Below are 23,652 nucleotides of genomic sequence, written 5' to 3'. Positions count from 1 at the left end.
TTCGCTGTTGGAGCCAATGTTGAACCTACTTCTGACCTCAGCTCCCCGGAATCCAGGATGAGCCATTCGGAAAGGGTGGTCTGTGGGGCGGTCAGCATCCAGGGGCGCATGGATCCAGTGTGGCCGTTCAGTCCCTCCGGTGCATCGGCCACCCACTACATAGACAGACTGGGCTTGACAGCAATCCAACCAAGGCAGACTATGTATGCAGACATAGCTATGCAGGGGCGGCAACCACGCGGGACGCCACGTGGCCAAAGCCCCACACCGGAGCACCCATGAACCCAGACCTGCTGCGCGGCAACCTCGACCTGATCCTCCTGACCATCCTCGAACACAGTCCCCTGTACGGCTTCGCGATCATCCAGGCCGCCCGCGACCGCACCGGCGGGTATTTCGACTTCAAGGAAGGCAGCCTCTACCCCGCCCTGCACCGCCTGGAAGCCGAGGGCCTGCTGGCCGCGCAGCACGGTGAGAGCGGACGCAACGGCAAACCCCGCAAGTACTACGCCATCACCGACCGGGGCCGCGACACCCTGAACGCCAAACGGCAGGAATTCGCCGCCTTCACCGGAGCCGTGCACCAGCTCGGCGGGAACGGCGCATGACCACAGCCGCCCACACCACCCCCCACGTGCTCACCGCCTACCTGCGCCGCGCCACCTGGGGCCTACCAGAACCACGCCGCCAGGAACTCTGGGACGAACTCGAAGAACACGTCCTGACGCGCGCCGACCACCTGACCCTGACCGGCCTCACCCCCACTCAGGCCACCGCCCAGGCCATCCGCGAACTCGGGCCACCCGCCCGCGTGACCCTGGGCATGGCAAAGGTATACACCATGCCAAACCTCATCCTGGCCGCCGGAACCCTCGCCCTTGCTCTCAGCGCCGGACTGTACGCCCTGGCAGGGGGCAGCCAATCGCTGACTCTCCCCGTACAGACTGAACAGCCCGTGAAACCCACCTGCGTGCGAGGCACTGTTCCTGGCAATGTCAGCATTGTCAGCGCACGGGACGGCGTGACCTGTTTCACTTACACCGGCCCCACTGTCCCCGGCGCTTACCTGTCATTCTCGTCCCTGCGCAGCGCCGTCACCGCTGCCGGAGGGCAGGTCACCCAACTGGACAGCAGCGGCGTGCGGATCAAGCTGCCCGCCAGTCAATTCAAGCTGCCCAGCAGTTTCACCGCGCAAAACGAACGCTACTTCCTGGCCGCCGCCGTCGCCAGTGAAATCATGGCCGTCTACCCAGACGCTCACCTCAGCGGGTTCGCGCAGCCCACCATCCAGTTCGGAGGTCAGCGTCTGACCTTCGGACAGCGCACACAGACCATCGGGACGGCGTTCTATGGCGGCCTGAGCCTGGAACTGCTGAGCAGTCTTCTATCCCCCCCAGCCGGCGCCACCGAATTCACCCTGCGAAGCAGCGGGCAGGAAACCGGTCCCCACCAGCACCGTGTACTGACCCCGCTGCCTGCCGGTGAAGTCGTGATGCTGGTGCGCCGCAGGGCCGGGAGCAACTACACGTTCACCGTGCAACCAGTCGCGACAGACCGGGCAATCACTCTGTCTTCCAGCGCCTCCCGCCTGCTCTTCGTGACGGACCCGGCCCAGCTCGGGCCAGACCCTGTCAATGGTCACCAGACGGCCCTGCTGGTTCGCCTGAGTAACGTCCCCCTCAGCGACCTGAAGTCCGGCGTGTTCGTGCCGGCCCGGGAGACGTCGGACGCCCGCTAACCCGCTTCCGCGGCGCCTCGCCCGGCCCCTTCTTCCAGCAGCGACTGGATGTGTGGGCTGGGCGTTTCACTGGTGGCCGTGTCCGCACGGGTCAGGTCGTCGCCCCGCCCCGGTCGGGGCCCGGCCGGACTGTCTGGCTTCTGCTGGGTCCGTATCATGGCGGCATGATCGGGTGCGTGGGGTGGGCGGGAGTGGCGTGCAGTTAAGCGTGAATGGGCGGCGGCGCGAGGTGGCGTACCCGGATGAGATGCTGGTGTGGGTGCTGCGCGATGAGCTGGGCCTGACCGGCACGCATTACGGGTGTGGGATCGGCGCGTGCGGCAGTTGCACGGTGCTGCTGGACGGGCAGGTGGCGCGGGCGTGCCTGACTCCGGCGCGGGCGGCGGCGGGGCGGGAGGTGACGACCGTGGAGGGTCTGGCGCGCGGGGAGCAGTTGCATCCGGTGCAGCGGGCGTTCCTGGAAAATCCGTTGCAGTGCGGGTGGTGCCTGCCGGGGCATCTGATGTCGGCGGCGGCGCTGCTGGAGCGCACGCCAGACCCCACGGACGCGCAGATCGAGGAGGCGGCGGGCGTGAACCTGTGCCGCTGCGGTGGGTACAATGCGATCCGCCGGGCGGTGGCCCGCGCAGCGGAACTGAAACGGGAGGACGGATGAAGCCGGTCACCCGTCGCCGGGTGCTGATCGGGCTGGGGAGCGGCGCGGGCCTGCTGGTGGTGGGGGTGCCGCTGGCGTTGAATGCGGGCCGCCCGGCGATCGTGGAGTACATCGAGGAGAACGGGACGGGCCCGCAGGATGCGCCCCGCAATCCGGACCTGTGGTTCGAGGTGACGCCCGCCGGGGTGACGTTCTTCGTGCCGAAGGTCGAGATGGGTCAGGGCATTCACACGGCGCTGGCGCAGATCGCGGCCGAGGAGCTGGAGGTCACGCCCGAGCAGCTGACGGTGCGGCAGGCGGACACGGCGCGCGGGTACGCGGGCGGGACGATGTTCACGTTCGGTTCGACGAGCGTGAAGGCGCTGTACCGCCCGCTGCGGGAGGCGGCGGCGACCCTGCGGGAGCTACTGCGGGAGGAGGCCGCGCGGCAGCTGGGTGTTCCGGCGGCGCGGCTGACGGCGGCGGGCGGGGCGTTCTTCGTGGCGGGGTCGCGCCAGCGCATTCCTTACGCGCAGGTCGTGGCGGACAAGCAGGGCGAGTGGGTGATCCCGGAGGCCGCGCCCACCCTGAAGGCGCGGCGGGACTTCAAGCGGATCGGGCGGGCCATGCCGCGCACGGACTTCCGCGACAAGGTGCTGGGCACGGCCACGTACGGGTACGACGCGCGCCTGCCGGGCATGCTGTTCGGTGCGGTGGCGCGCCCGCCGAGGTTCGGGGCGCGGCTGGTGTCGGCGTCGGCGGGCGCGGCGGGGCGGCAGCCGGGCGTGGTGCGGGTCGTGATCGACCTGAAGGCGGGGTTCGCGGGGGTGGTCGCGCGGACGCGCACGCAGGCCCGCGCGGCGCTGCCTTCCCTGGACCTGCGCTGGGAGGGCGGCACGACCGCCAGCAGCGCCGACCTGGACGCTCAGATTCAGGCGGGGTCGGGGTCGGTGCTGCGGCGGCGCGGGAACGTCCGCGCGGCCCTTTCCGGGGGGACGGTGGTGCAGGGCGAGTACCGCACGCCGCTGGCCGCGCACGCGCACCTGGAACCCCTGGCGGCCCTGGCGGACGTGCAGGCGGGCGGGCAGATTGAGGTGTGGGCGTCCACGCAGTACCCGCAGAAGATCGTCGACGACCTGCGCGGCGTGTTCGGCAAGGACCGCGAGGTGCTGGTCCACCCGACGCAGCTGGGCGGGGGCTTCGGGCGCAAGGCGGGTCAGCACGCGGCGCTGGAGGCCGCGCGGCTCTCAGCGGCGGTCGGGAAGCCCGTGCATGTCGGCTGGACGCGCGAGGAGGACCTCCAGCACGCCTTCTACCGGCCGCCCACCCATCATGTGCTGCGCGGCAGTGTGGGCACGGACGGGAGGCTGCGGGGCGTGGAGCAGTTCACGGCGGGCGGCGACATCATCTGGGGGCAGACGGGGATACCGGAGTTCGTGCGGGACGCGCTGGGCTTCGATCCGGGCGGGCTGCTGGGGCAGTTCATGCCGTACGACTTTCCGGCGTACCGGGTCGTGAACCGCCGCGAGGCGCTGCCCGTCCCGACCGGGTACTGGCGGGGGCTGGGCGTGCTGCCGAACACGTTCGCGCTGGAGAGTTTCATGGACGAACTGGCGCACGCGGCGGGCGCGGACCCGCTGGCTTTCCGGCTGCGGCACCTGGGGTCCGGCGAGGACGGACGGCGGCTGCGCGGGGTGCTGGAACGCGCCGCGAAGGCGGCCGGGTGGGGCACGCCCCTGTCGGCGGGCCGGGCGCGCGGGGTGGCCTGCTGCCTGGACCTGGGGACCGCCTCGGCGCTGGTGGCCGAGGTCTCGGTGCAGGAGGGGCGGGTGCAGGTGCACCGCGTGACGGTCGCGGCCGACCCCGGACTGGTCATCAACCCGGACGGCGCCCGGCTGCAGGTGCAGGGGTCTGTGATGATGGCCCTGAGTTCCGCACTGCACGAGGAACTGACCATTCAGGACGGGCGGGTGGTCGAGTCGAACTTCGACCGCTACCGCCTCCTGCCCATGCGGGACGCGCCGCCGGTCGAGGTGCTGCTCGTCGAGAGCGGCGACGAACCGCAGGGCATGGGGGAACCCGTGATGGGTCCGGCGGCGGCGGCCGTGGCGAACGCGGTGTTCACCCTGACCGGCGAGCGCCTGCGGACCCTGCCGCTGCGGCCCCGTCAGGGATAAACCCCGTCACGACCCGGCAGGGTCGGCGCGCCCGGTCCATTCTTCCAGCAGGTACTGGAGTCTGGTCTGGGCGTTCTCCTGGCTGCCGTACACGCTGCGGATGAGGTCGCCGCCGGGCGCGAAGGCGAGCCAGTGGGGGGTGCCTTCGGTCTGCCAGTGTCGGGCGAGGTCGCCGCTCAGGTCCAGCGCGACGGGGAACGGCAGTTTCGCGTAGTCCCGCGCGAACTTCTGCAGGGTGGGCACGACCTCCCCTCTGGGCAGCAGGCGGTGGCCGTGGCTGGTGTGCACGGCCAGCAGGTGCACCGAGTCGCCGAATTCGGCGTGCAGGCGCTTCAGGAACGGAATGCCGCGCGACACGCAGCCGGGACATTCGAGGTTGAAGGTCATGACCAGCCCCGCCCGCGTCCAGTCGCCGGGGGTCGGGAGGGGGTCGCCGTGCACGAAGTCGGTGGGGTCGGGCCATTCCATGCAGGCAGGGTACGGCGCGGCGCGCGGGGTTCTATGCTGGGCGCATGAAGCGTTTCGTGATGATTGCGGCGGTCCTCGGTTCGGCCCTGGTGGGCGCGGCACACGCCACGACGGTGGCCGAAGTGAAGAAGAAGGGCGTGCTGGTGCTGGGCACCGACCCGACGTTCGCGCCGTTCGAGTTCAAGGGCGCCGACGGGCAGATCCAGGGCTTCGACATCGACATCGCGCGGGCCGTGGCGAAGGACCTGGGCGTGCGGCTGGAGATCCGCGCGGTGGGCTTCGGGTCGCTGATGCCGCAGTCGGTCACGTCCGGGCGGGTAGACATGGCCATGAGCGGTATCACGATCACGGACGAACGCGCGAAGGTCGTGTCGTTCAGCCAGCCGTACTACCGCAGCGCGCAGGTGTTCATCGTGCGGGGCGGGAACCCCGGTAAGTTCGCGTGGCCCGCGGGCGTGAAGGGCAAGGTGATCGGCGTGCAGGCGAACACGACCGGGCAGTTCGTGGCGACCGACATGCTGAAACCCAAAGGCGCGACCCTGAAGGTGTACGACGACTTCGCGGCCGGACTGGCCGACGTGCGCGCCGGGCGGATCGCGGCGCTGGTGGGGGACGCCCCGACCGTGGACGACCTGAAAAAGCGCCTGCCGGGGCAGTTCGACCAGGCCGGGAAGGACCTGGCGGCCGAGGATTACGGCATGGTGTTCCGGAAGGGCAGTGACCTGGCCGCCGCCGCGAATAAGACGCTGGCGCGCCTGAAGGCCAGCGGGGAGTACCAGAAACTGCTGAACCGCTGGATCGTGCAGAAGTAAGGCTCACTCCGAGTGAATGGCTTACAAAGCCGTTCACTCCGAGCGAGGCGCGTGGGAGCAGAGCGGACTTCGGGGTCAGTGGCTGCTGCTGAGCACGGCGACGCTGCCGAGGATCAGGGCCACGCCGGCCCAGCCGGTGGGGGTCAGGCGCATGCCGTCGATGTGGCGACTCAGGAGGGCAGTCGTGACGATGCCCAGGCCGCCCCACGCGGCGTAGGCGACGGCGACGGGCATGTGCCGCACGGCGACGCCCAGCAGCGTGAAGGCCAGCAGGATCAGGAGGATCGCGGCCAGTCCCGGCAGTGCGTGCCGGAATCCGTCGGATTTCTTGAGCAGGATGTTCGCGAGGACGTCGAGGGTGACGGCGCCCAGGATCAGGAGGATCGCGGCCGGGTTCATGCGCTGACCTGCGCGGCGTTGCCGACGCCGGGGCGGGTGGGGTTGGTGGGGCGCGTACCGCGGTGCAGCAGGGCCGCGCCGACGCCCAGGGCGAGCATGGCGCACAGCTGGGCAGGGCGCAGGTGCTCGCCGAGGATCAGGGCGCCCAGGCCGGTGATCAGGATCAGTCCGGCGGCCTCCCAGACGGCGAAGGCCACGGCGACCGGAATCTGCCGGAACGCGCGGGACAGCAGCACGTACGACGCGGCCAGCAGGGCGTACGTGACGGCCAGTTCCAGGCCGGGTGTGCCGGCGCTGGTGAAGACTTTGAGACTGAGGGTGCCCGTGACTTCCAGGGCAATGGCGGAGAGAAGCGCAGTCCAGGCGCGCATGGGGGAACACCGTTCCTTCCCCGCGTGGGCGGGGTGAGTTGAAGGCAGCAGACCGGGCCGCGCGAGAGGCGACCGGGGATGCAGGGGGATGACACGCCGCTCCGTGTGGGCGGTGAGTGTCAGTCGGCCTTCGGGGCTCCGGGGGGCGGGCGGTCCAGGCGGACGCTGAGTTGTGTGGTGGCGCTGGTGTTCGTCCAGGTGATGGACATGGTGTTTCACTCTTCCTGTGGCGCTCGCCGGGGCGGGCGGGGCCTCGGCCGCCGCGCTGGTGCGTGGCAGGGGCCCGGTTGAAGAGCAGGTCACGTTGACCCGCTGGTGTTCAGCTTACCGGAGCGGTGTCAGGTGACCGTCTGCGCATTCACGATTCGTGAACGCCGGGGTGGGCGCCATTGCGGAGGGTGGGGGGCGTTCGCCTGGGCGTGGCGGGCCGCGCCGGGGCTATCCTCGGGGGCGTGATGGTGTTCCGGATGGTGTGCGGCAGGACTGATCGCGTGTCCCGCGCGGGTGGGGGGAGTCGTTGAACGAGTTGCTGACGGGGTTCCGGGTGGTGCTGTCCGGCGAGTACCCGCGCCTGCTGCTGTCCGGGCTGGGCCTGACGCTGGCGGTCAGCGTGTGCGCCCTGGCGGTGTCGGTGGTGGTCGGCACGGCGCTGGGCGCGGTGCGGGTGCTGCGCGTGCCGCTGCTGGGGGCGCTGGGGAACGCGTACGTGGAGGTGGTGCGCGGCATTCCGCTGATCGTGCTGCTGTCGGTGGTGTACTACGGCCTTCCGGCGCTGGGCGTGACGCTGGAGGGCTTCCCGGCGGCGGTGCTGGCGCTGGGGCTGTACTCGGCGGCGTACACCAGCGAGATCGTGCGCGGCGGGCTGGGCAGCGTGCCGGACGGGCAGGCGCAGGCGGCGCGCAGTCTGGGCCTGACGCGCGTGCAGGCACTGCGGTTCGTGGTGTTGCCGCAGGCGTGGCGGGTGGCGCTGCCCGCGCTGGGGAACGAGTTCATCAGCCTGATTCTGGGCAGCAGTCTGGCGAGCGCGGTGACGTTGCAGGAACTGTTCAGTCAGGGGCGGTACATCACGAACGCCACGTACCGGCAGTTCGAGGTGTACGCGGTGCTGGCGCTGGTGTACTTCACGCTGACGTTCATCCTGACGCGGCTGGTGCGGCTGCTGGAACGCCGCCTGAGCCGGGGCGTGACCCTCCCGGACCGCCGCGTGATCTGATACGGACTCTGGTTGAATGGCCTGCAAGAGCCGTTCAATCCGGGCGGATGCGCGTAGGAGCAGGACGGGTTCCGTTTGAGCGGTTCCGTCTTGCGGTTGCGCCGGCTGCCTGTGGAGGCTGCCCCGTGGTCAGGCGGGGGGTTCCTGCGCGTCGGACCAGGCGGTCACGGCGGCACTCTGGTAGGCGGCCAGTCCGGGGCGGGCGCGGTCGATGCTGCGCGTGAACCGTTCGTCGGCCACCCACATCTGCGCCAGTCCGCGCATCATGGTGGGCGAGGCGTCGTAGTACGCGCCGCTGATGTGCGCCCGGTGCCGCGCCGCGACCGCCTGCGCGCGCGTGTCGGTGGGGAGCACGCCCGCGTCCATCAGGGTCAGGTAGTCGGTGGTCAGGGCGTCCATCTCCGCGCGGATGCGCTCCCAGTCGGCCTGCGTGTAACGGGCGGTGCGCGCGGCACTCTGGCGGTAGGCGTCGGTGTCGCCCCAGCGTTCCTGCACTTCCGCTTCGTACGGTGCGGGGTCGAACCCGTCGAAGGCGGCTTTGATGTCCTCGCTGTTCATGCTGCTCTCCTCTGCCCTGCCGTTCAGGGCGTCCAGGCGGGCCTGCACCTGCCGCAGCGTGTGCTGGGTGCGGCGCAGGTCGTCGCGCAGTCGGGCGGCGTGCGCGTGCAGGGCCCCGCGTTCCTGTTCCGGCGGGGCGTCCAGTACGTCCGCCACCTGTGACAGGGGCAGGCCCAGCGCCCGCCACGTCAGCACCCGCCGCAGCCGCGTCAGGTCGCCCGGCGTGTACAGGCGGTAATTTCCGTCGCTACGCCCGGCGGGGCGCAGCAGCCCGATCTGATCGTAGTGGTGCAGGGTGCGCACGCTGACGCCGGTCAGGGCGCTGACCTCGCCCACCGTCCAGCGCGGGCCGGTCTGGTCGGTGGGGGTGGGGTGCGTGGGGCCGTTCAGGTGGATCACCTCCCTTCTGCTGTGGGCAGCGTACGGCCTGCCGCTGCGTGAGGGTCAAGGGGGTGCGTGCGGGGTGGGGGCGCGCCGTGGCAGACTGCGCGGCGATGACTGCCTCTGCCCCGTTCTGGCCTGCATTCTGGCCGCCGTTCTGGCGGGGGTTCCGGGCGCTGCTGCCGCTGTGGCCGGGCATGGTGCCGTTCGCGGTGGCGTACGCCGTGACCGCGCAGGCCGGGGGCCTGAGCCTCTGGGAGACGCAACTGATGAGCCTGACCGTGTTCGCCGGGGCCAGTCAGTTCGCGGCAGCCGGGCAGTTCGTGAGCGGCGGCCTGCCCACCGTGGCGGGCGCGCTGGGGCTGGTGGCGACCACGTTCCTGCTGAACGCCCGGCACGTGCTGTACGGCCTGAGCCTGTCGCGGTCGCTGCCGCTCCCGTGGGGTCAGCGCCTTCTGGCGGCGCAGTTCCTGACGGACGAGGCGTACGGCGTGACGGTCGTGGCAGGCCCGCGCGATCCGGGCGGCCTGAGTTTCGCGTTCCTGCTGGGCGCGGAACTCAGCCTGTACGGCGTGTGGAACGCCTCGACGCTGCTGGGGTCCCTGGCGGGCGCCGTGCTGCCGGACCCGCAGGCGCTGGGGGTGGGCGTGATTTTCCCGCTGGCGTTCCTGGGACTGCTGGTGCCGCTGCTGGAGGGCCGCGTGACGCTGCTGGTGGCGCTCGTATCGGGCCTGGGGGCGTGGGGGCTGGGGCGGGCGCTGCCGGGCGGACTGGTGATCCTGCTGGCCGGGGTGGGCGGCGCGGCGCTGGGCGCCTGGATCACCACCCGCCACGCCGGGAGCCGCGCGTGAGCGGCTGGCTGGTCATAGGGCTGATGTGGGCGGTCACGTACCCGGCGCGGCTGCTGGGCCTGAGCCTGGGCCGCCTGAACCTGCCGCCGTTCTGGCAGGCGTTCCTGCGGTTCGTGCCGGTCAGCGTGTTCGCGGCGCTGGTCGTGCCGGACGTGCTGGGCAGCCCCGAATGGGCGCGCCGACTGGTGGGCGCCGCAGTGGGTGGGGCGCTGCTGTGGCGCACCCGGAACCTCGCACTGGGCATTCTGGGCGGCTTCGCGGCGTACTGGGCGGCGCGACTGGCGGGCCTGTGACGCGTGCCGGGCACGCGTGGGCGTGCGGGCGCGCTATGCTGGGCAGCGCATGACGGGTCAGGTGGGCAGGGTCAAGGTCATTGATGGCAAGTACGAGGTTCTCCGGGAACTCTCGACCCAGGGCATGGTGACCCTCTCCGAGGTGCGCGCCGCCGAGGGCGTCACCCGGCACGTCGCCTGGTTCGCCGTGGCGACCCCCGCCGACCGGCAGGTGTTCCACGCGTACCGCACGGCGCTGCGGGCGCTGGAACCGGCCGGACTGACCGACGTGGTCGCCCGCCCCGGCGCGTACTACGCCGTGTGGCGGCCCGTCACCGGGCAGCCGCTCGCGGCGCTGCTGGAACAGAAGGTGCGCCCGCAGGAAACCGTGGACGCCCTGCACGCGACCGCCGACGCCCTGGCCGCGCAGGGGTATGCGCTGGACGACGCGGACCTGCTGATCGACAACCACCAGGTGAGCGTGGCGTACCTGCGGCCCCTGACGCTGCCCCGCACGCCCGAGGACATCGCCGCGCGCAACGCCCAGACGCTCGCACCCCTGAAAGCCGGACGGGTCCGCCGCCGCCGTGAACCCGGCGCGTGGCTGACCTTCGTGCCGGGCCTGCTGCTGCTGGGCGGCGCGGCGTACCTGGGCGCGCAGGCCGTGCAGATCTACCTGAACCCCCCGGTGCGGGAGGTCGTGTCCGTGACCGGACAGGAAGCCAAGGCGGCCGCGAAGGCCCTCACCGCCGCCGGGTTCCGCGTGGAGTACACGCAGGGACAGGCGGGCGGGCGCGCCATCGGCAGCATCATCCGGCAGGACCCGGCGGGCGGCACGAACCTCCCGCGCGGCCGACTGGTGATCCTGACCGTGAACAACCCCCCGGCCATCGAGGTTCCCGCGCTGGAAGAGATGAACCTGGGTCAGGCGCGGGACGCCCTGAAAGACCGCGCCATGGTGCTCGGCAAGGTCCTGAAAGTGGACGGCACCCTGTCGAACACCCCCGAAGGGCGCGTGATCGCGCAACTGCCGGAAGCGGCGTCCAGCGCCCAGCGGGGCCAGTCGGTGCAACTGCTGATCAGCACGGGCATCAGCGGCAAGGAAACGTGGCTGCCGAACCTGACCGGCCTGACCTTCGAGCAGGCGCGGGCGCACGCGCGGGCCGCCGGGCTGGTCGTGAACGCCGTGGAACGCCAACCCAGCGACAAACCCGAGAACACCGTGCTGGAACAGACGCCCGCCCCGTACGTGCGGGTGGACGTGGGCAGCCCCGTGAAACTGACGGTCGCCGCGGCCCGCTACAGCGCCCCCAGCCGCCCCGCCGGGAACCTGCCGCTACCGCCGGCGTACGTGCCGCCCACGCCCGTGCAGCCCGAAGCGCCGCAGGACCCGCAACCCACCACGGAACCCGTCACGCCCGACGCGGTGCCTGCCACCCCGGAGACGGACACGGGCACGACGACCCCGCCCGCCCCGGCAACGACCCAGCCGACCCAGCCTGCCACGCCGGAGATCGCGCCGACCGAACCTCAGACCCGTTCCGTGAACTTCGAGTACGTGTTCCCAGCCGACCTGCCCGCCGGGAACTACACGGTGGTCGTGCGGGACGACGACGGCGAACGGCAGATCATGCCGCCCACGGCCGCCGCGAACCTCGCCAACCGCCGCGCGAACAGCTCGGAGGCGGCCGCCGTGCGCGGGAACGCCGTGTTCATCATCCGCCGCGACGGCGTGGATTACGCCACGGTCACGCCCTGAACCGCGTGACACGCTGCTGAACGATGATCTACCTCGACTACGCCGCCACGCACCCCATGACGCCCGAGGCGCTCGCCGCGTACGCGCAGGCCGCCGCTCTGCCCGGCAACCCCGCCAGCGTGCACGCCGCCGGTCAGGCCGCCCGCGAACGCCTGGAGGAAGGCCGTGCCCGCGTGGCCGCCGCGCTGCGGGTCGACCCGCGCACCCTGATCGCCAACAGCGGCGGCACCGAGGGCGACAACCACGTCCTGCTGAGCGTGACCCGCGCGTGGCAGGACGCACGCGGCCGCCCCGGTCACCTGATCACCACGCCCACCGAGCACTCGGCGGTGCTGGCCCCGGCACGCGCCCTGGCCGCGCAGGGCTGGCAGGTCACGTACCTGACCCCCGACCGCGGCGGCCGGTACGACCCGGCCGAACTGGCGGGCGCGCTACGCAGTGACACGGCGCTGGTGTCCATTCACCACGCCAACAACGAACTTGGGAGCGTGCAGGACACACCCGCCCTGGCCGCGCTGGCCGCCACGCGGGGCGTGCCATACCACACGGACGCCGTGCAGGCACCCGGCGTCCTGCCAGTCGACCTGACCGCCTGGGGCGTCACGTTCGCCACGTTCAGCGCGCACAAGTGGGGCGGACCGCGCGGCGTGGGCTTCCTGTACGTGCAGCGCGGCACGCACCTGAACGCCATCACGCTCGGCGGCGGGCAGGAAGGCGGCACCCGCCCCGGCACGCAGGACACCGCCGGGGTGTACGCGGCCGGCGTGGCCCTCACGCACGCCGAGCAGGCACGCGAAGTCACGCACGCCCACCTCAGCGCCCTGCGCGCCCGGTTCGAGGCGGGCGTGCACAGCATCCCGCACCTGCGCGTCAACCACACCCCCGACAGCAGCCCCAAGGTCGCCAGCGTCACCCTGCCCGGCGCGGACGGCGAGGCCCTCCTCATGAACCTCGACATGCTCGGCGTGGCCGCCAGCGCCGGAAGTGCATGCAGCGCCGGAACCATGCAACCCAGCCACGTCCTGACCGCCGTGGGCCTGAACGAACCCGACGCCCGCGCCACCCTGCGCTTCTCCTTCGGGGCGGCCACCACCGAACAGGACGTGGACGCCGCCGCGCAGGCGCTGACACAGGCCGCCGCCTGGAGCCGCGCCTGACCTGAAGCCGTGCTCAGAGCAGCCTTCAGAGGCATCCAGGGAGCGTGCCCCCCTGATCAGATGAGATCCAGCGGCAGGAAGGGCGACTGGACGGTGATCGTCATGCCACGCCATTTCGCCAGGGCACACAGGCCCAGCAACGGCAGGCTGATCCAACCGTTCGGGTCGTCCTGTAGGTCTTCTGTACGTTCGTAGTACCGCTGATGACTCCTCAGGCCGTACGCCACGTCACGGTTCAGTCCCGCCTCGTCACCCAGGTGAATCTGCGTCAGCACCGCAATCTCCGATCCGGCCAGTTCGGTGCGGATCAGCATGTCCTCGTGTTCCTCCCCCTCCCAGGGTGTCTCCACACTGTTCCACGCCTCGTGGATGAGTTGCAGTGCGTCGGGTGAGCCCTCGTACACGGCCCGCAACGCCGCCATCTGCGCGTACCGGTACGGGGGTGACCAGGTGCTTGACGCCTGCAACGTACTCGTGTAGTCCCGCAACAGGACGTTGTCGATGACGACGGCGTTACGCCAGAGCAGATTCAGGTAGAACGCCTGGAGCCACGTGCCGGTGTGCGCCGTACTGTTCGGACCGGTCGTGGGGCGCACGACACTGTCATGCAGGATCATCTCCAGTTCCTTCTCCCCTCTCGGGAACAGGGCGAGGTACACGATGAATGCATCGAGATTCCCCGCCAGGGCCAGCATCTGCCCAGCCTCGTTCAGCCCGTCAGGCCCCGAGAAGTACAACCTCACCCCAAGGTCATAGGTTATTAAAGACAGGGACGACAACCCGGCGTCGGCCTCAAGTCGAGGGAGGGTTTTTTCGACGATGCCGCGGCCCCACTCTATATCCTCTTGAAGTCTTTCCAGAAGGATGGGGTGAATAAGAGGATGCTGTTCCATAGACCTCATTGCAGTATGAACTCCCTGACAGTTATGGGTAGAGCTTCATTCTGAACGATCAGCTGACCATCCAGCCCGAATGTACGCCTGGTCAGAATCGGTGCTCTGACTTCCAGATACTCAACAGCATCCAACTCGACAGAGGCGAGCGATTTGCCCGCGCGACTTGTACCAGCGTCTTTGCTCGCCATCATAGTTCTCAAGATTGACTGGAAGTAGGCTTGACTGCCCTGTTCGGCGTCCTGTCCACCCGTGACCCGGCGGCGGCCCAGTGGGCTTGTGCCTCCCTTGGCTTCCACGACGACGTACCGGATCTGCCCATCTTCTCCCCGTACCTTCCAGATCTGGTCGAAGTCTCCGGAACGGGAGGGCGCACCGGCAGGGGGGTAGATCAGCGCGGACTCCGGGTAACGGCTCCTGACGTAGTTGATCCCGGCCAGTTCTCCGATCTGGCGGCTCTCTTCCCGGATGCCCTGCTCCAGCGCCTTCATGCGGTTCAGTTCGGCTTCGGTCGCGTTCAGGTCTTTCAGCGCCAGGAGGTCACGCTCGGCCTGCAGTTTCGCGCGTTCTTCCAACCGGATCTGCACCGCGTCAACGAGTCTGAGGTCCGTCCCGTCCTCCTGGCCGATCCGGAGTTCCTCGTTCCAGTCGTGTGTGGATTTCGGCCCCTTGTTGGCGGGGATGGCGGCGTCGCCTGTGATCTCAAATGCGCGGGTCTGCGGGTCGTACCGCATGGCCGGTGAGTTCTTGTCGATGACGTTGAGTTGCGGTGTGGATTGGTGCTCGTACAGCGCCCAGCGGTAGCCGTCCGGCGCGTCGGGCCAGCCGAGTTCCTGCGCGGCGACGCGGCCTCGCTTCAGGCGGGTGTCGACGGTATCGAGTTGATCCGGGGTGTTGTTGGAGGCCCGGGCGGCTTTCTGGGCGTAGTCGCTGGCGTAACTGTCGGCCAGGGTCGCTTCGGCCAGAAGCTGCCTGCGCTTCTCGGAGCCTGCCGGGTGCTGGTCGGCCTGACGGCGGAGGTCGGCGGCCGTGTTCAGGTGTTTGTCTGCTTCGGCCGTCAGGCGCGCCTGTTCCGTTCCGGGTTTGACGGTCGTGGGTTCAAACCCCAGGAGTTCTTTCAGGGTTTGGCCTGCCCGACGAACCGGGCTGTTGTCAGCACGGAGGTCCACAGCCGTCTCGATGTGGCGGGCGGTGGTGCTGGCGTGCGTATCGGCACCGATCTCGACGCGCGTGCGACCTTCGGTGTAGCCCCGGACGGAGGCGTGATCACCCCGAGCCTGGGTGTTGACGTCCACGGGCATGACCCCGTGTCGGTTGCCGGTGACGTTGTTCACCCGGTCGCCTGCGGTGAGGCCCACGCGTTCTCCGGCGGTGTGGGCGCGGTTCTGGAGTTGTCCGGCGCGGCCCGGCAGGCGGGTGGCGGCGGCGCCGACGCCGGTGCCGATGGCCATCATCATCAGCGTTTCGGGGTTGCTGAGGTTTTTCAGGGCGTCTCCCAGGGACGCGCCGTTCATGACGTCGCCCAGGACGTTGCCGCCCAGGTCGAAGGTGGTGCCGACCGTGAAGGTCCCGGCTTTCTGCGTGAGGCCGCTGCCGAGCAGGCCTGCTGCGCCCATCTTCCCGGCGATCAGGCCGCCCGCGCCGCCCAGTGCGCCGCCGGCCGCGCCGATCAGTGCGGCCCTGCCGACCCCGTCGAAGAGGCTTTTCTGGAATTTGGCGTTCAGGCCGATGTTGTCGACGGCGTTGTTTGCCATCTGGATGACGGCGCCGCTGGCCGCGCCGACCAGTGCGCCGCCCACGACGGCCCCGACTGCTCCGGCGGCGGCTCCGGCGCCCAGCGCGCCGGCCATGGCGCCGACCGCGCCGATCACGGCGGGCCCGGCGACGACCGCCACGACGATGATCACGGCGATCATCAGGGCGATCTTCACCCAGCCTTTCCAGCGGGGTTGGACCTGCGCGGCGGCCTTCTCGGCGTTGTCGCGGATGGCGGCGTCCTCCTGCGGCAGGTTCCCGCGTAGTCCCTCACGCAGTGGGGGGAGGGTGGCACGCAGTTCTTCCGGGAGGCCAGCCAGGGCGCGGGCGTACAGTTTCGACAGGCCCTGTTCGAGGCTGTTCAGGGTCCGGCCGGTCAGCTGTGAGTCCTGTTGCGCGCCCTGCGCGTGCGCCTGCGTGAGGGCCATGAAGGTCGCGAGCGTCTGCGTGAGCAGACCCTGCGTTCCCTGATCGAACCCGGCGGCCTGCGCGCTGGCCTGTGTGACCCCGGCGCGGGCCACGCCTCCCAGTGCCTGCCCGCCCTGCGCGGCGCCCCGGCTGAGGGACGCCGTGACCTGCGTGGTGCCCTGGCGTGCGGCGACCTGCGCGCGCCGCACGCTGCTCGCAATGCCCGCCTGCGCGCGGTTCAGGGTGGTGGCCAGTGCCTTCGGGTCCGGGGCGGGTGCGCGGCGCACCTGCGCGTCGAACGCATGCAACTGCTGTTCCAGGCTGCCCGCGAGGGCCGTGACGCTCCGCCCGATGGATGCCGATGCCCGCTGTGCCTGCGTGTTCAGTCCGGCGCGCTGCGCGCCCGCCTGGGCCGTGATGGCGGCCAGTTGTGCGCCCTGCACGCCGTCCAGGCTGCGCAGGGTCGCTGCCAGCTGGGCCTGTAGCGCGGCGCTCAGGCCCGCGTACGCCTGCGTGGCCTGCGCCCGCGCCTGCGTTTCCCGCGCCGTGAGGCGGCGCGTGCTGGCTGTCCGGTGCTCGCGCAGCAGCCGCTCGGTGTCCCGCAGGGCCAGGTCGATGTTCTTCAGGTCCTTCTCCAGCCCCCCGCCGGGACCGGTCAGGTGCTGCGCTTCCTCCTGTGCCTGTTCGCGGAAGCCCGGTGCGTACGCTGCGCCCACGTCCCGCGCCGCGCCCGCGCGGGCCTTCCAGCGGTTGTCGGTCAGCGGGCCGTCCAGCAGGCTGTCGTCCTGCCCGGTCACGTGCGACTCGTACGCGGCGGCCTGCGCCTCGGCGCGCGAGCGGGCCTGCGCGCCGACCTCATCCCCGGCCGCCAGGTACGCGGGGGTCATGCGGGCGTACTCGGCGCGCACCGCCTGCTTCTGCGTGGCCGCGTCGGTCCGGGCCGCCTGAAGGGCCTGCGCGTAGCTTTCCTGCACCCTCGCCCGGGCGGCCTGGGTGGCCTGCGGCAGGGCAGCGAGGGCCGCCGCGCGCCGGGTGGTCAGGCCCGCGCGCGTGGCAGCGACGCGGCTCAGGACGCGCGCCTTCTGAGCCGCCACACCGGCCCGCAGGACTCGCCCCTGAGCGGCCGCCGCCGCACCCACCTGCGCGCCCGCCCGCGCTGCCGCTGCCTGCACTGCCCGCTGCGACGCCTGCCCCTGCGCCCGCACGACCCCCACCTGCCGCGCGCCGCGCTGCACGAACGTCCGCGCCAGTGCACTCGACGCCCGCCGCTGCGCCGCGAGCTTCTTCTGCACGTGCGTGTACGGCACACCCGCCGCCCGCACCCGCTCGCGGCTGACTGGCAGCGCTGCGAACTGCGTGCCCTGCGGCACGCGCGCCGGAACCGCCCCCTTCGGGATGGGCAGCACGTTCAACCTGGCCGGAGGCGGAAGCTGCACCTCACGCGACCTGCCCCGCGAGGCCAGGGGCACCGCCGGTACCCTCACTTGCGGAGCCTGTGCGACTGGCGCCACCGGGGGTTTCAGCAGCCGTGTCGCCTGCTTCTGCGCCGCCGCGAACGCCTGCGCATGCCCGCCCAGCGCACGGGCTGCGCGGCGGCGTACGGTCCGGCGGGCCTGCACTGTCACCTGTGGTGGGCGCGCGGGCGGCAGCCTCGGCTCGGTCTTCACCTGATCCGCCTGAGCTGCCCCCGGGGGGGCCTGCCTGCGTTCCTTGAACATGCCGTCACTGTACCCGCCCAGATGACCCGGCGTCTCACTTTTGTCGCGGCGGTACGTTTGGGAGAACGTAGCGCGGCCCCCGCACACACTGGAACGGGGGCCGCGATGGGAAAAGCCGACACGGACTACTGTCTCCTCGCGGCCACCCGGACCCAGCGGCTCTGTCAGCCGTTCAACCGTAGTCCGTGTTACTCGAACTGTGCCAGAACGGCTTCCAGTCGCTCTTTCTGTGCGCTGAAGTCGGTCACGCGGCGCCGTTCTTCCTCGATGACCTCGGTGGGGGCGCGGGCGACGAAGCTCTCGTTGCCGAGTTTGTTCTGCGCCTGCTTGATCTGCTTGTCCAGTTCGGTCAGGCGTTTTTTCTGTTTGCCCAGCCAGTCGGCGATGTCCACGGTGCCTTCCAGCGGGGCGCGCAGGGTGACGCCCTGCTCGACGGCGCTGAGGGTGCGGCCTTCCAGAGTGGTGAGGGTGACGCGGGCGATGCTCTCGACCACGCGGGCGTTCTCCAGGACGGTGGGGGCGAGGTCGCCCTCGACGGCCATGTTCAGGCGTTCCTGGGGGGCCATGCCGAGTTCGTTCTTGAGGTTGCGGGCGGCGGCGACGGCGGCGCGCAGGGCGTCGAAGGCGCGGGTGGCTTCGGCGTCGTGCAGGGCGGCGTCGGGTTCGGGCCAGGTGTGGACGGCCAGCTGGCGGCGGTGGCCGAGCGCGGCGTACAGTTCGCTGGTGATGAACGGCATGATGGGGTGCAGCATCTTCAGGATGTGCTCCAGCGTGGCTTTCAGGGTGACCAGCGTGGACAGTTTGCCTTCACTCAGGGCGGGTTTGGCGGCCTCGATGTACCAGTCGCAGAATTCGTCCCAGGTGAACGAGTACAGCGTGCGGGTGGCGGCGCCGATGTCGAGGGCGTTCAGTTGCGCGGTGGCTTCGGCGGTCACGGCGTTCAGGCGGGACAGGATCCAGCGGTCGGCGAGGCTCAGGTCGGTGCGCTCACGCAGCATGGTCAGGGCGTCGCGGCTGCGGACGGGTTCGCCTGCGGTGTCGTCCAGGGCGCTCTGCACGTAGCGGATCAGGTCGGTGTCGCCCTCGGCGCCGCTGGTTTCCAGGTTGGGGAGGGCCTCGCCGAGGCGCAGGAGGGCGAAGCGGGCGGCGTTCCAGAGTTTGTTCGCGAAGTTGCGGCCCTGCTCGAAGCGGCGCGGGTCGTGGCGGATGTCCTGCCCGCCGGTCGAGAGGTACGCGAACGCGAAGCGGCTGGCGTCCACGCCGTACTGATCGAAGAGGTTCAGGGGGTCGATGCCGTTGCCCTTGCTCTTGGACATCTTCTGGCCCTTGGCGTCCAGGTACAGGCCGTGCAGCATGACGGTGCCGAAGGGGGCCTGTCCGGTCAGGCCGTAGGCGGCCATCTGCATGCGGGCCACCCAGAAGAACAGGATGTCGTAGCCGGTCACGAGGACCTGGGTGGGGTAGAACTTGCGGAAGTCCTCGCTGTCGGTGTCGGGCCAGCCGAGGGTGCTGAACGGCCAGAGGTTGCTGGAGAACCACGTGTCGAACACGTCGGGGTCGCGGCGCAGGTTCAGGTGCGCGTAGCGGGGGTCCCTGTCGCAGTCCAGGTCGGGGTTCTCGGGGTCCGGGACGTAGATGTTGCCGTCCTCGTCGTACCACGCGGGGATCTGGTGGCCCCACCACAGCTGGCGGCTGATGTTCCAGTCGCGGATGTTCTCCAGCCAGTCGCGGTTCACCTTGCCGTAGCGGTCGGGGACCAGCGTCATGTCGCCGCTTTCCAGTCCGGCCAGGACCTGCTCGGCGAAGGGTCTGGTTTTCACGTACCACTGCTCGCTGATGATCGGTTCGACCGGCACCTTGGTGCGTTCGCTCAGGCCGATGGCGGTGTCGTGGTCCTTCTCCTCGATCAGGTCGCCGCTCTCGGTGAGGGCTTTCACGACGGCCTTGCGGGCCGCGAAGCGTTCCAGGCCCCGGAAGGCTTCGGGCACGAGGTCGCCCGTCAGGTTGCCGTGCAGGTCGATCACGCTGGGCCGGCTCAACCCGTGGCGTTCCCCGACCTCGAAGTCGGTGGGGTCGTGCGCGGGCGTGATCTTCAGGGCACCCACCCCGAACTCCATCTCGACCGCCTCGTCGGCGATGATCGGCACCCAGCGGTCGGTCAGGGGAATGCGGGCCTCCTGCCCCACCAGATGCGCGAAGCGGGGGTCGGTGGGGTGAACGGCAATCGCCTGATCCGCGAAGATCGTCTCGGGGCGCACGGTGGCAATGCGGATCTCGCCGGGTTCGCCGTTGCTGGCCGCTGCCTGCGGGTCGCGCAGTTTGTACGACAGGGTCGTCATCTTGCCCTTGCGGACCTCGCGGTCGATTTCCAGTTCCGAGAGGGTTGTCTGCGCGGCCACGTCCCAGTTCACGATGCGCTCGCCCCGGTACGCGAGGCCGTCGTGGTACAGCCGCACGAACTGGTGGCGCACGGCGCGGCTCAGGCCCTCGTCCATGGTGAAGCGCTCGCGGGTCCAGTCGGCGCTGACGCCCAGGCGCGAGAGCTGGTTCAGGATCATCCCGCCGGACTCGGCCTTCCAGTCCCAGACGCGCTTCAGGAACTCCTCGCGGCCCAGGTCGTGACGGCTCACGCCCTGATCGCGCAGTTGCCGCTCCACGACCACCTGCGTGCTGATGCCCGCGTGGTCCATGCCCGGCAGGTACAGCGCCTCGAAGCCCGCCATGCGCTTGAAGCGGATCAGCGTGTCGATCAGGGTGTTGTCCAGCGCGTGCCCCAGGTGCAGGTTGCCGGTCACGTTGGGCGGCGGGATCACGATGGTGAACGGCGGCTTGCCGCTCGTGGCGTCGGCGCGGAACGGTTCGCTGCGCCACTTGGCGGCCCAGGCGGGCTCGATGGCCTGCGGATCGAAGGCCCTGGCCAGCGTGCTGGCGTCGTTCTCGGGCGTCTGGTCGGGGGTGGTGTCCAGATCAGCCGTGTGGTCGGGGGTGTGGTCAGTCATGGGTGGTTCTCCTTGAAACGGGGGGCGGTCAGGGGCGGCCGGTCGGGCGCCAGTCGGCAGTCAATTCGGCAGGATGACAGATTCCGCGCCGTCCGGGGAGGCGCAGGAGGGGGCGGGGCGCAGGGCCGCGTGCGCCCACGGCAGGGCGGCGTCCATCTCCCAGTCCAGCACGGGCGCGTGCAGGGCGGCCCAGCGGAACGCGAACCGCTCGCCGTCCGCGTCGCGCTCCCAGGTGTGGGGCAGGTCGTGCGGGGCGCGCAGCAGGAACGCGTGGCAGACCTGCCGCGTGAACCGCTGCGGCAGGTGCGCCTCCCACAGGTACGAGGTCAGGAACTCCGGGTCTTCGAGGTTCAGGCCGGACTCCTCGCGCAGTTCACGCACGGCGGCCTGCGCCGGCGTCTCGCCGGGTTCCACGCCGCCCGCCGGGAGTTGCACGCCGCTGTCGTCCGGCACGTGATCGAACACCAGCAGTTCCGGGTTGACCTCGCCGCGCACCACGAAGCACACGACCTTCTCGCGCAGGCCGCGTGCGGCGGCGGCGGCGCGGGCAACTGGCTGGGTTGGGTAGAACGTGACCATACGAGAACGCACCTCCGGTGGGAACGAGGCGGCGGGAATCAGAAAAACGTCCCGTCCTCCGGGCCTCTGCTGAACAGGCCTCCTGCGGACGAGACGTCAAGTGACCGTCCCGCGGTACCACCGCTGTTCCCCGCTGCGGGCGGGGCGCTCGTCGCGCTGTGTCGGGCGCACCCGGACGGATCTACTCTCCCCCGGCGTGGGGGATTTCTGCCGACCTGCTCGCGGGCGACGTTCGCCGGGTGCCTCCCGCGCCGCCCTCTCAGTCACGGGGCGGGCTTCCTGTGGGCGCGTTCCGCGGGTACTCTTCCCGGTCACTGCCCACGCAGTATAGGGCGGCCGGGGGGGCCGGCGCATCTGCCAGAGGGCGCATGGTCCTCCCGGCCAGGTAGCCCGCATGATGGGCCGATGCCGGAATCGAGTGACCCCGACGCCCTGCGCCCGTTCACGCTGTACCACCGGGCGGTGCGGGACGTGCGCGGCGACGCCCTGCGGCCGCTGAATGTCCTGCGCGAGCTTCACCCGGACGTGTACGCCCGTGAGGCCGCCAAGTACGTGGGCCGCGAGGCCCTGATGCAGGAGCGCGTGGAGCGGCTGGACTGCCTGTGGAATGACGCGCTGTTCTTCTCCCCGGTGCATCCGGGGCCGCTGCTGAACGCCGTACGGGCCGCCGGGCTCGAGGTGCCGCCCGTGCGGTTCTGGACGCTGAGCGCGGCCGATCTGGACCCGGCGCGGGCCTGCGTGCATCTGCCCCGGCCCTGGCCGGGAGGGGTGAAGCCGGACCACGACCCGGCCAACGAGCGGCCCCTGGACGCCCGGACGCTGCGGGCCGTCAGCGTGCCCCCGGCCGGGACGCTGGCGCGCCTGCACGCCCTGCCGGCCGGCGCGCCGCTGATCCTGTGGATGGACGTTCCGCACGTGCTGTACCGGGGGTCCGTGCCGCTGGCGGCGTTGGGTGAACTGCGCGCCTGACGCTCAGGGGCCGGTGGGGGCCTGGGGGTCTTCGGGGTCGGGTTCCACGACCTCGTAGCGGTACAGCAGGGGTTTTTTCAGCAGGCCACGTGACACGCTGACGGTCGCGTGGCGGTACGGGACACCCGTGACGGGCGTTCCGGCCGCGAATTCCTGCGTGTGCGCGCCGACCTGCGCCGCCCGGTCGCCCAGGTTCAGGTGGCCGCTGGCGCGTTCGAGTACGTCGTAGGGGTGTTCGATCAGGACCGTGAGTTTCACGGGTTGCCCGGCGAGGCTGCGCAGTGGGTTGGCGGCGTGGCCGAAGGTGGTGCGGACCGGTTCGGCCACGCGTTCGCGGGTGACTTTCAGGCTCAGGGCGTACTCGCCGACCGGGAAGATCACCTCGCGGATCAGGGTCACGCCGTCGCCTTCGGCCTCGCGGAAGGCGGCCAGGAGGGACTCGCGGCGGTTACGCAGCAGCGTGACGGGCGTGGCGTTGCCGTGCCCCATGGGGAAGTCGCCGCGCGTGATGAACCGCTCGGCGTGCAGCAGGGTGTCCTCGCGGGTGCGGAAGGTGCGCTGCATGACGCTCTGGTGCGGTTGCCACTGTCCGGCCGAGTTACGTTCGAGCCAGTCGGCCCACAGTTCGAAGTGATCCTGGAAACGCCAGCTGGGGTGGGTGGGCAGCGCGGCCGTCTGCTCGGCCAGTCCGTGGTCGGGTCGGGTGTGGTCGGGGCGGCCGTACTCCGTGCGGGTGTCGCGGTCCGGGGTGCGGCCTGTGCTGTTCGTTCGCGTGATCGCGCTCATTCGTCCTCCGCTGCGTTCATCATGCCTGACCGGAAGTCACTTTTGTTCAGATCGTGAGATTTTCGGCAAAAGCCCCCCTGGCCGGTCGGGTGGGAACGGGGGCCGCGCAGGGGTGCGGGGCAGCGGCGGCAGTGTCCCTGTCGGGGCGCACGGTTCACGGCCGGGGTCGGTGCGCCAGATCAATCGGAGCGAAACAAACGGCAGTCCGTGTCAGACCAGTTCGATCAGTTCGGCCATCAGGAAGGGCCGCAGGGTTTCCAGGGCGGCGCGTGGGGGTTCCGGGGCGCGTTCCAGCAGGGCGCGGATGCTGGGACTGTCGGGAATCAGGTGCAGCATGCGGTACTGGCCGCGCGTGACGGGTTGCGCCTCGTTCCAGCGGGCCGTGAAACGCAGGCGCTGATTCCAGTCGGGAAAGGCGCGCAGCAGGGGCGTCCAGGCCTCGCTGTCTTCCAGCATGCGGCGCAGGGCCGAGTCGCGGCGCAGGCTCAGGGTGCGCTGTTCGGAGTGCTGGTCGGCCTCGAAGGTGAAGGTCCCGCCGTCCAGGCTGGACAGGCATTGCAGGGCGGCGTCGCCGCGCAGGCGGCCCACCTCGGCGTGGGTGATCTCGCCCCGGTCGATCCACAGTTGCCCGCCGCGGATGTGTTCGACGCTCAGGCGGCCGGACCGTCCGCTGGCCAGGAACATCTGCATCACGGACAGAAACGGGAACACGCTCAGGTCGCCACGCACCATATGCACCGGAGTTTAGCGCAGTG

The 23,652-nt window shown here is 70.6% G+C and carries 21 protein-coding genes; 11 read left to right on the top strand and 10 right to left on the bottom strand.

Translation table 11 applies throughout. The features are described from left to right. The first annotated feature begins 278 nt into the window (after nucleotides 1-278). From IEY70_RS04325 to IEY70_RS04310, 4 genes are all read left to right on the top strand, one after another. A complete protein-coding gene (locus IEY70_RS04325; protein ID WP_189063761.1) occupies nucleotides 279-608 on the top strand; it encodes a PadR family transcriptional regulator in 330 nt (109 codons plus the stop codon). Continuing rightward, nucleotides 605-1,738 (top strand): permease prefix domain 1-containing protein, encoded by a 1,134-nt coding sequence (locus tag IEY70_RS04320; protein ID WP_189063760.1) that lies wholly within the window; start codon nucleotides 605-607, stop codon nucleotides 1,736-1,738. The genes IEY70_RS04325 and IEY70_RS04320 overlap by 4 nt, the downstream gene beginning before the upstream one ends. A 196-nt stretch (nucleotides 1,739-1,934) precedes the next feature. Next, a complete protein-coding gene (locus tag IEY70_RS04315; protein WP_189063759.1) occupies nucleotides 1,935-2,393 on the top strand; it encodes a (2Fe-2S)-binding protein in 459 nt (152 codons plus the stop codon). After that, entirely contained in the window at nucleotides 2,390-4,549 is a 2,160-nt protein-coding gene (locus tag IEY70_RS04310; RefSeq protein WP_189063758.1) for a xanthine dehydrogenase family protein molybdopterin-binding subunit, read from the top strand. The genes IEY70_RS04315 and IEY70_RS04310 overlap by 4 nt, the downstream gene beginning before the upstream one ends. 6 nt (nucleotides 4,550-4,555) lie before the next feature. Here IEY70_RS04310 and IEY70_RS04305 read toward each other — a convergent pair whose 3' ends face one another. Further along, nucleotides 4,556-5,017 (bottom strand): TlpA family protein disulfide reductase, encoded by a 462-nt coding sequence (locus IEY70_RS04305; protein ID WP_189063757.1) that lies wholly within the window; start codon nucleotides 5,015-5,017, stop codon nucleotides 4,556-4,558. A gap of 44 nt (nucleotides 5,018-5,061) precedes the next feature. Between IEY70_RS04305 and IEY70_RS04300 the strand changes: the two genes are divergently transcribed. Next, the gene (locus IEY70_RS04300; protein ID WP_189063756.1) at nucleotides 5,062-5,829 is read left to right on the top strand and encodes an ABC transporter substrate-binding protein; all 768 of its coding nucleotides are present in this window, start codon (nucleotides 5,062-5,064) and stop codon (nucleotides 5,827-5,829) included. A 75-nt stretch (nucleotides 5,830-5,904) separates the two neighbouring features. Here the strand turns inward: IEY70_RS04300 and IEY70_RS04295 are convergent, their stop codons facing one another. Beyond that, a complete protein-coding gene (locus IEY70_RS04295; protein WP_189063755.1) occupies nucleotides 5,905-6,228 on the bottom strand; it encodes a DMT family transporter in 324 nt (107 codons plus the stop codon). Beyond that, a complete protein-coding gene (locus tag IEY70_RS04290) occupies nucleotides 6,225-6,599 on the bottom strand; it encodes a DMT family transporter (protein WP_189063754.1) in 375 nt (124 codons plus the stop codon). Before IEY70_RS04290 ends, IEY70_RS04295 begins: the two co-directional genes overlap by 4 nt. Before the next feature lie 517 nt (nucleotides 6,600-7,116). On the opposite strand from IEY70_RS04290, the gene IEY70_RS04285 reads away from it, so the two are divergent. Further along, nucleotides 7,117-7,812 (top strand): amino acid ABC transporter permease, encoded by a 696-nt coding sequence (locus tag IEY70_RS04285; RefSeq protein WP_189063753.1) that lies wholly within the window; start codon nucleotides 7,117-7,119, stop codon nucleotides 7,810-7,812. A 129-nt stretch (nucleotides 7,813-7,941) separates the two neighbouring features. On the opposite strand, the gene IEY70_RS04280 is transcribed toward IEY70_RS04285, so the two are convergent. After that, the gene (locus tag IEY70_RS04280) at nucleotides 7,942-8,769 is read right to left on the bottom strand and encodes a MerR family transcriptional regulator (RefSeq protein WP_229777615.1); all 828 of its coding nucleotides are present in this window, start codon (nucleotides 8,767-8,769) and stop codon (nucleotides 7,942-7,944) included. Between the two features lie 95 nt (nucleotides 8,770-8,864). Here IEY70_RS04280 and IEY70_RS04275 point away from each other — a divergent pair, with 95 nt between their 5' ends. From IEY70_RS04275 to IEY70_RS04260, 4 genes are read left to right on the top strand one after another with little or no spacing between them, the layout of a single operon-like run. Next, complete coding sequence (locus tag IEY70_RS04275) at nucleotides 8,865-9,602, top strand: AzlC family ABC transporter permease (RefSeq protein ID WP_189063752.1); 738 nt, start codon at nucleotides 8,865-8,867, stop codon at nucleotides 9,600-9,602. Further along, nucleotides 9,599-9,895, top strand: coding sequence for an AzlD domain-containing protein (locus IEY70_RS04270; protein WP_189063751.1), 297 nt, complete (start codon nucleotides 9,599-9,601; stop codon nucleotides 9,893-9,895). Before IEY70_RS04275 ends, IEY70_RS04270 begins: the two co-directional genes overlap by 4 nt. 49 nt (nucleotides 9,896-9,944) lie before the next feature. Then, nucleotides 9,945-11,633: a PASTA domain-containing protein gene (locus IEY70_RS04265; RefSeq protein WP_189063750.1), complete on the top strand. Its 1,689-nt coding sequence runs from the start codon at nucleotides 9,945-9,947 to the stop codon at nucleotides 11,631-11,633. 23 nt (nucleotides 11,634-11,656) lie between these two features. Continuing rightward, nucleotides 11,657-12,790 (top strand): cysteine desulfurase family protein, encoded by a 1,134-nt coding sequence (locus IEY70_RS04260; protein ID WP_189063749.1) that lies wholly within the window; start codon nucleotides 11,657-11,659, stop codon nucleotides 12,788-12,790. A gap of 56 nt (nucleotides 12,791-12,846) precedes the next feature. Here IEY70_RS04260 and IEY70_RS04255 read toward each other — a convergent pair whose 3' ends face one another. The 4 genes from IEY70_RS04255 to IEY70_RS04240 all read right to left on the bottom strand — a co-directional run bounded on the left by IEY70_RS04255 (nucleotide 12,847) and on the right by IEY70_RS04240 (nucleotide 21,142). Then, entirely contained in the window at nucleotides 12,847-13,485 is a 639-nt protein-coding gene (locus IEY70_RS04255) for an immunity 49 family protein (protein WP_189063748.1), read from the bottom strand. 203 nt (nucleotides 13,486-13,688) lie between these two features. Then, on the bottom strand, nucleotides 13,689-17,282 hold the full coding sequence (locus tag IEY70_RS04250; protein ID WP_189063747.1) for a hypothetical protein: 3,594 nt from the start codon (nucleotides 17,280-17,282) through the stop codon (nucleotides 13,689-13,691). Between the two features lie 470 nt (nucleotides 17,283-17,752). Beyond that, nucleotides 17,753-20,563 carry a valine--tRNA ligase gene (locus IEY70_RS04245; protein WP_189063746.1) on the bottom strand — a complete coding sequence of 937 codons (2,811 nt, stop codon included), beginning with the start codon at nucleotides 20,561-20,563 and terminating at the stop codon, nucleotides 17,753-17,755. Nucleotides 20,564-20,623: 60 nt separating this feature from the next. Next, nucleotides 20,624-21,142, bottom strand: a complete 519-nt coding sequence (locus tag IEY70_RS04240; RefSeq protein WP_189063745.1) for an NUDIX domain-containing protein — start codon at nucleotides 21,140-21,142, stop codon at nucleotides 20,624-20,626. Between the two features lie 405 nt (nucleotides 21,143-21,547). Here IEY70_RS04240 and IEY70_RS04235 point away from each other — a divergent pair, with 405 nt between their 5' ends. Further along, a complete protein-coding gene (locus tag IEY70_RS04235; protein WP_189063744.1) occupies nucleotides 21,548-22,111 on the top strand; it encodes a hypothetical protein in 564 nt (187 codons plus the stop codon). Between the two features lie 3 nt (nucleotides 22,112-22,114). Here the strand turns inward: IEY70_RS04235 and IEY70_RS04230 are convergent, their stop codons facing one another. Then, nucleotides 22,115-22,897 carry a hypothetical protein gene (locus IEY70_RS04230; RefSeq protein ID WP_229777614.1) on the bottom strand — a complete coding sequence of 261 codons (783 nt, stop codon included), beginning with the start codon at nucleotides 22,895-22,897 and terminating at the stop codon, nucleotides 22,115-22,117. A 210-nt stretch (nucleotides 22,898-23,107) separates the two neighbouring features. Then, nucleotides 23,108-23,629, bottom strand: coding sequence for a DUF4388 domain-containing protein (locus IEY70_RS04225; RefSeq protein ID WP_189063743.1), 522 nt, complete (start codon nucleotides 23,627-23,629; stop codon nucleotides 23,108-23,110). Nucleotides 23,630-23,652: the final 23 nt, after the last annotated feature.

This window comes from Deinococcus seoulensis, from assembly GCF_014648115.1.
In the GTDB taxonomy this organism is placed as follows: Bacteria; Deinococcota; Deinococci; order Deinococcales; family Deinococcaceae; genus Deinococcus; species Deinococcus seoulensis.
Note: the sequence above shows the minus strand (reverse complement) of the source record. Positions and strands in the feature narration are given on the sequence as shown.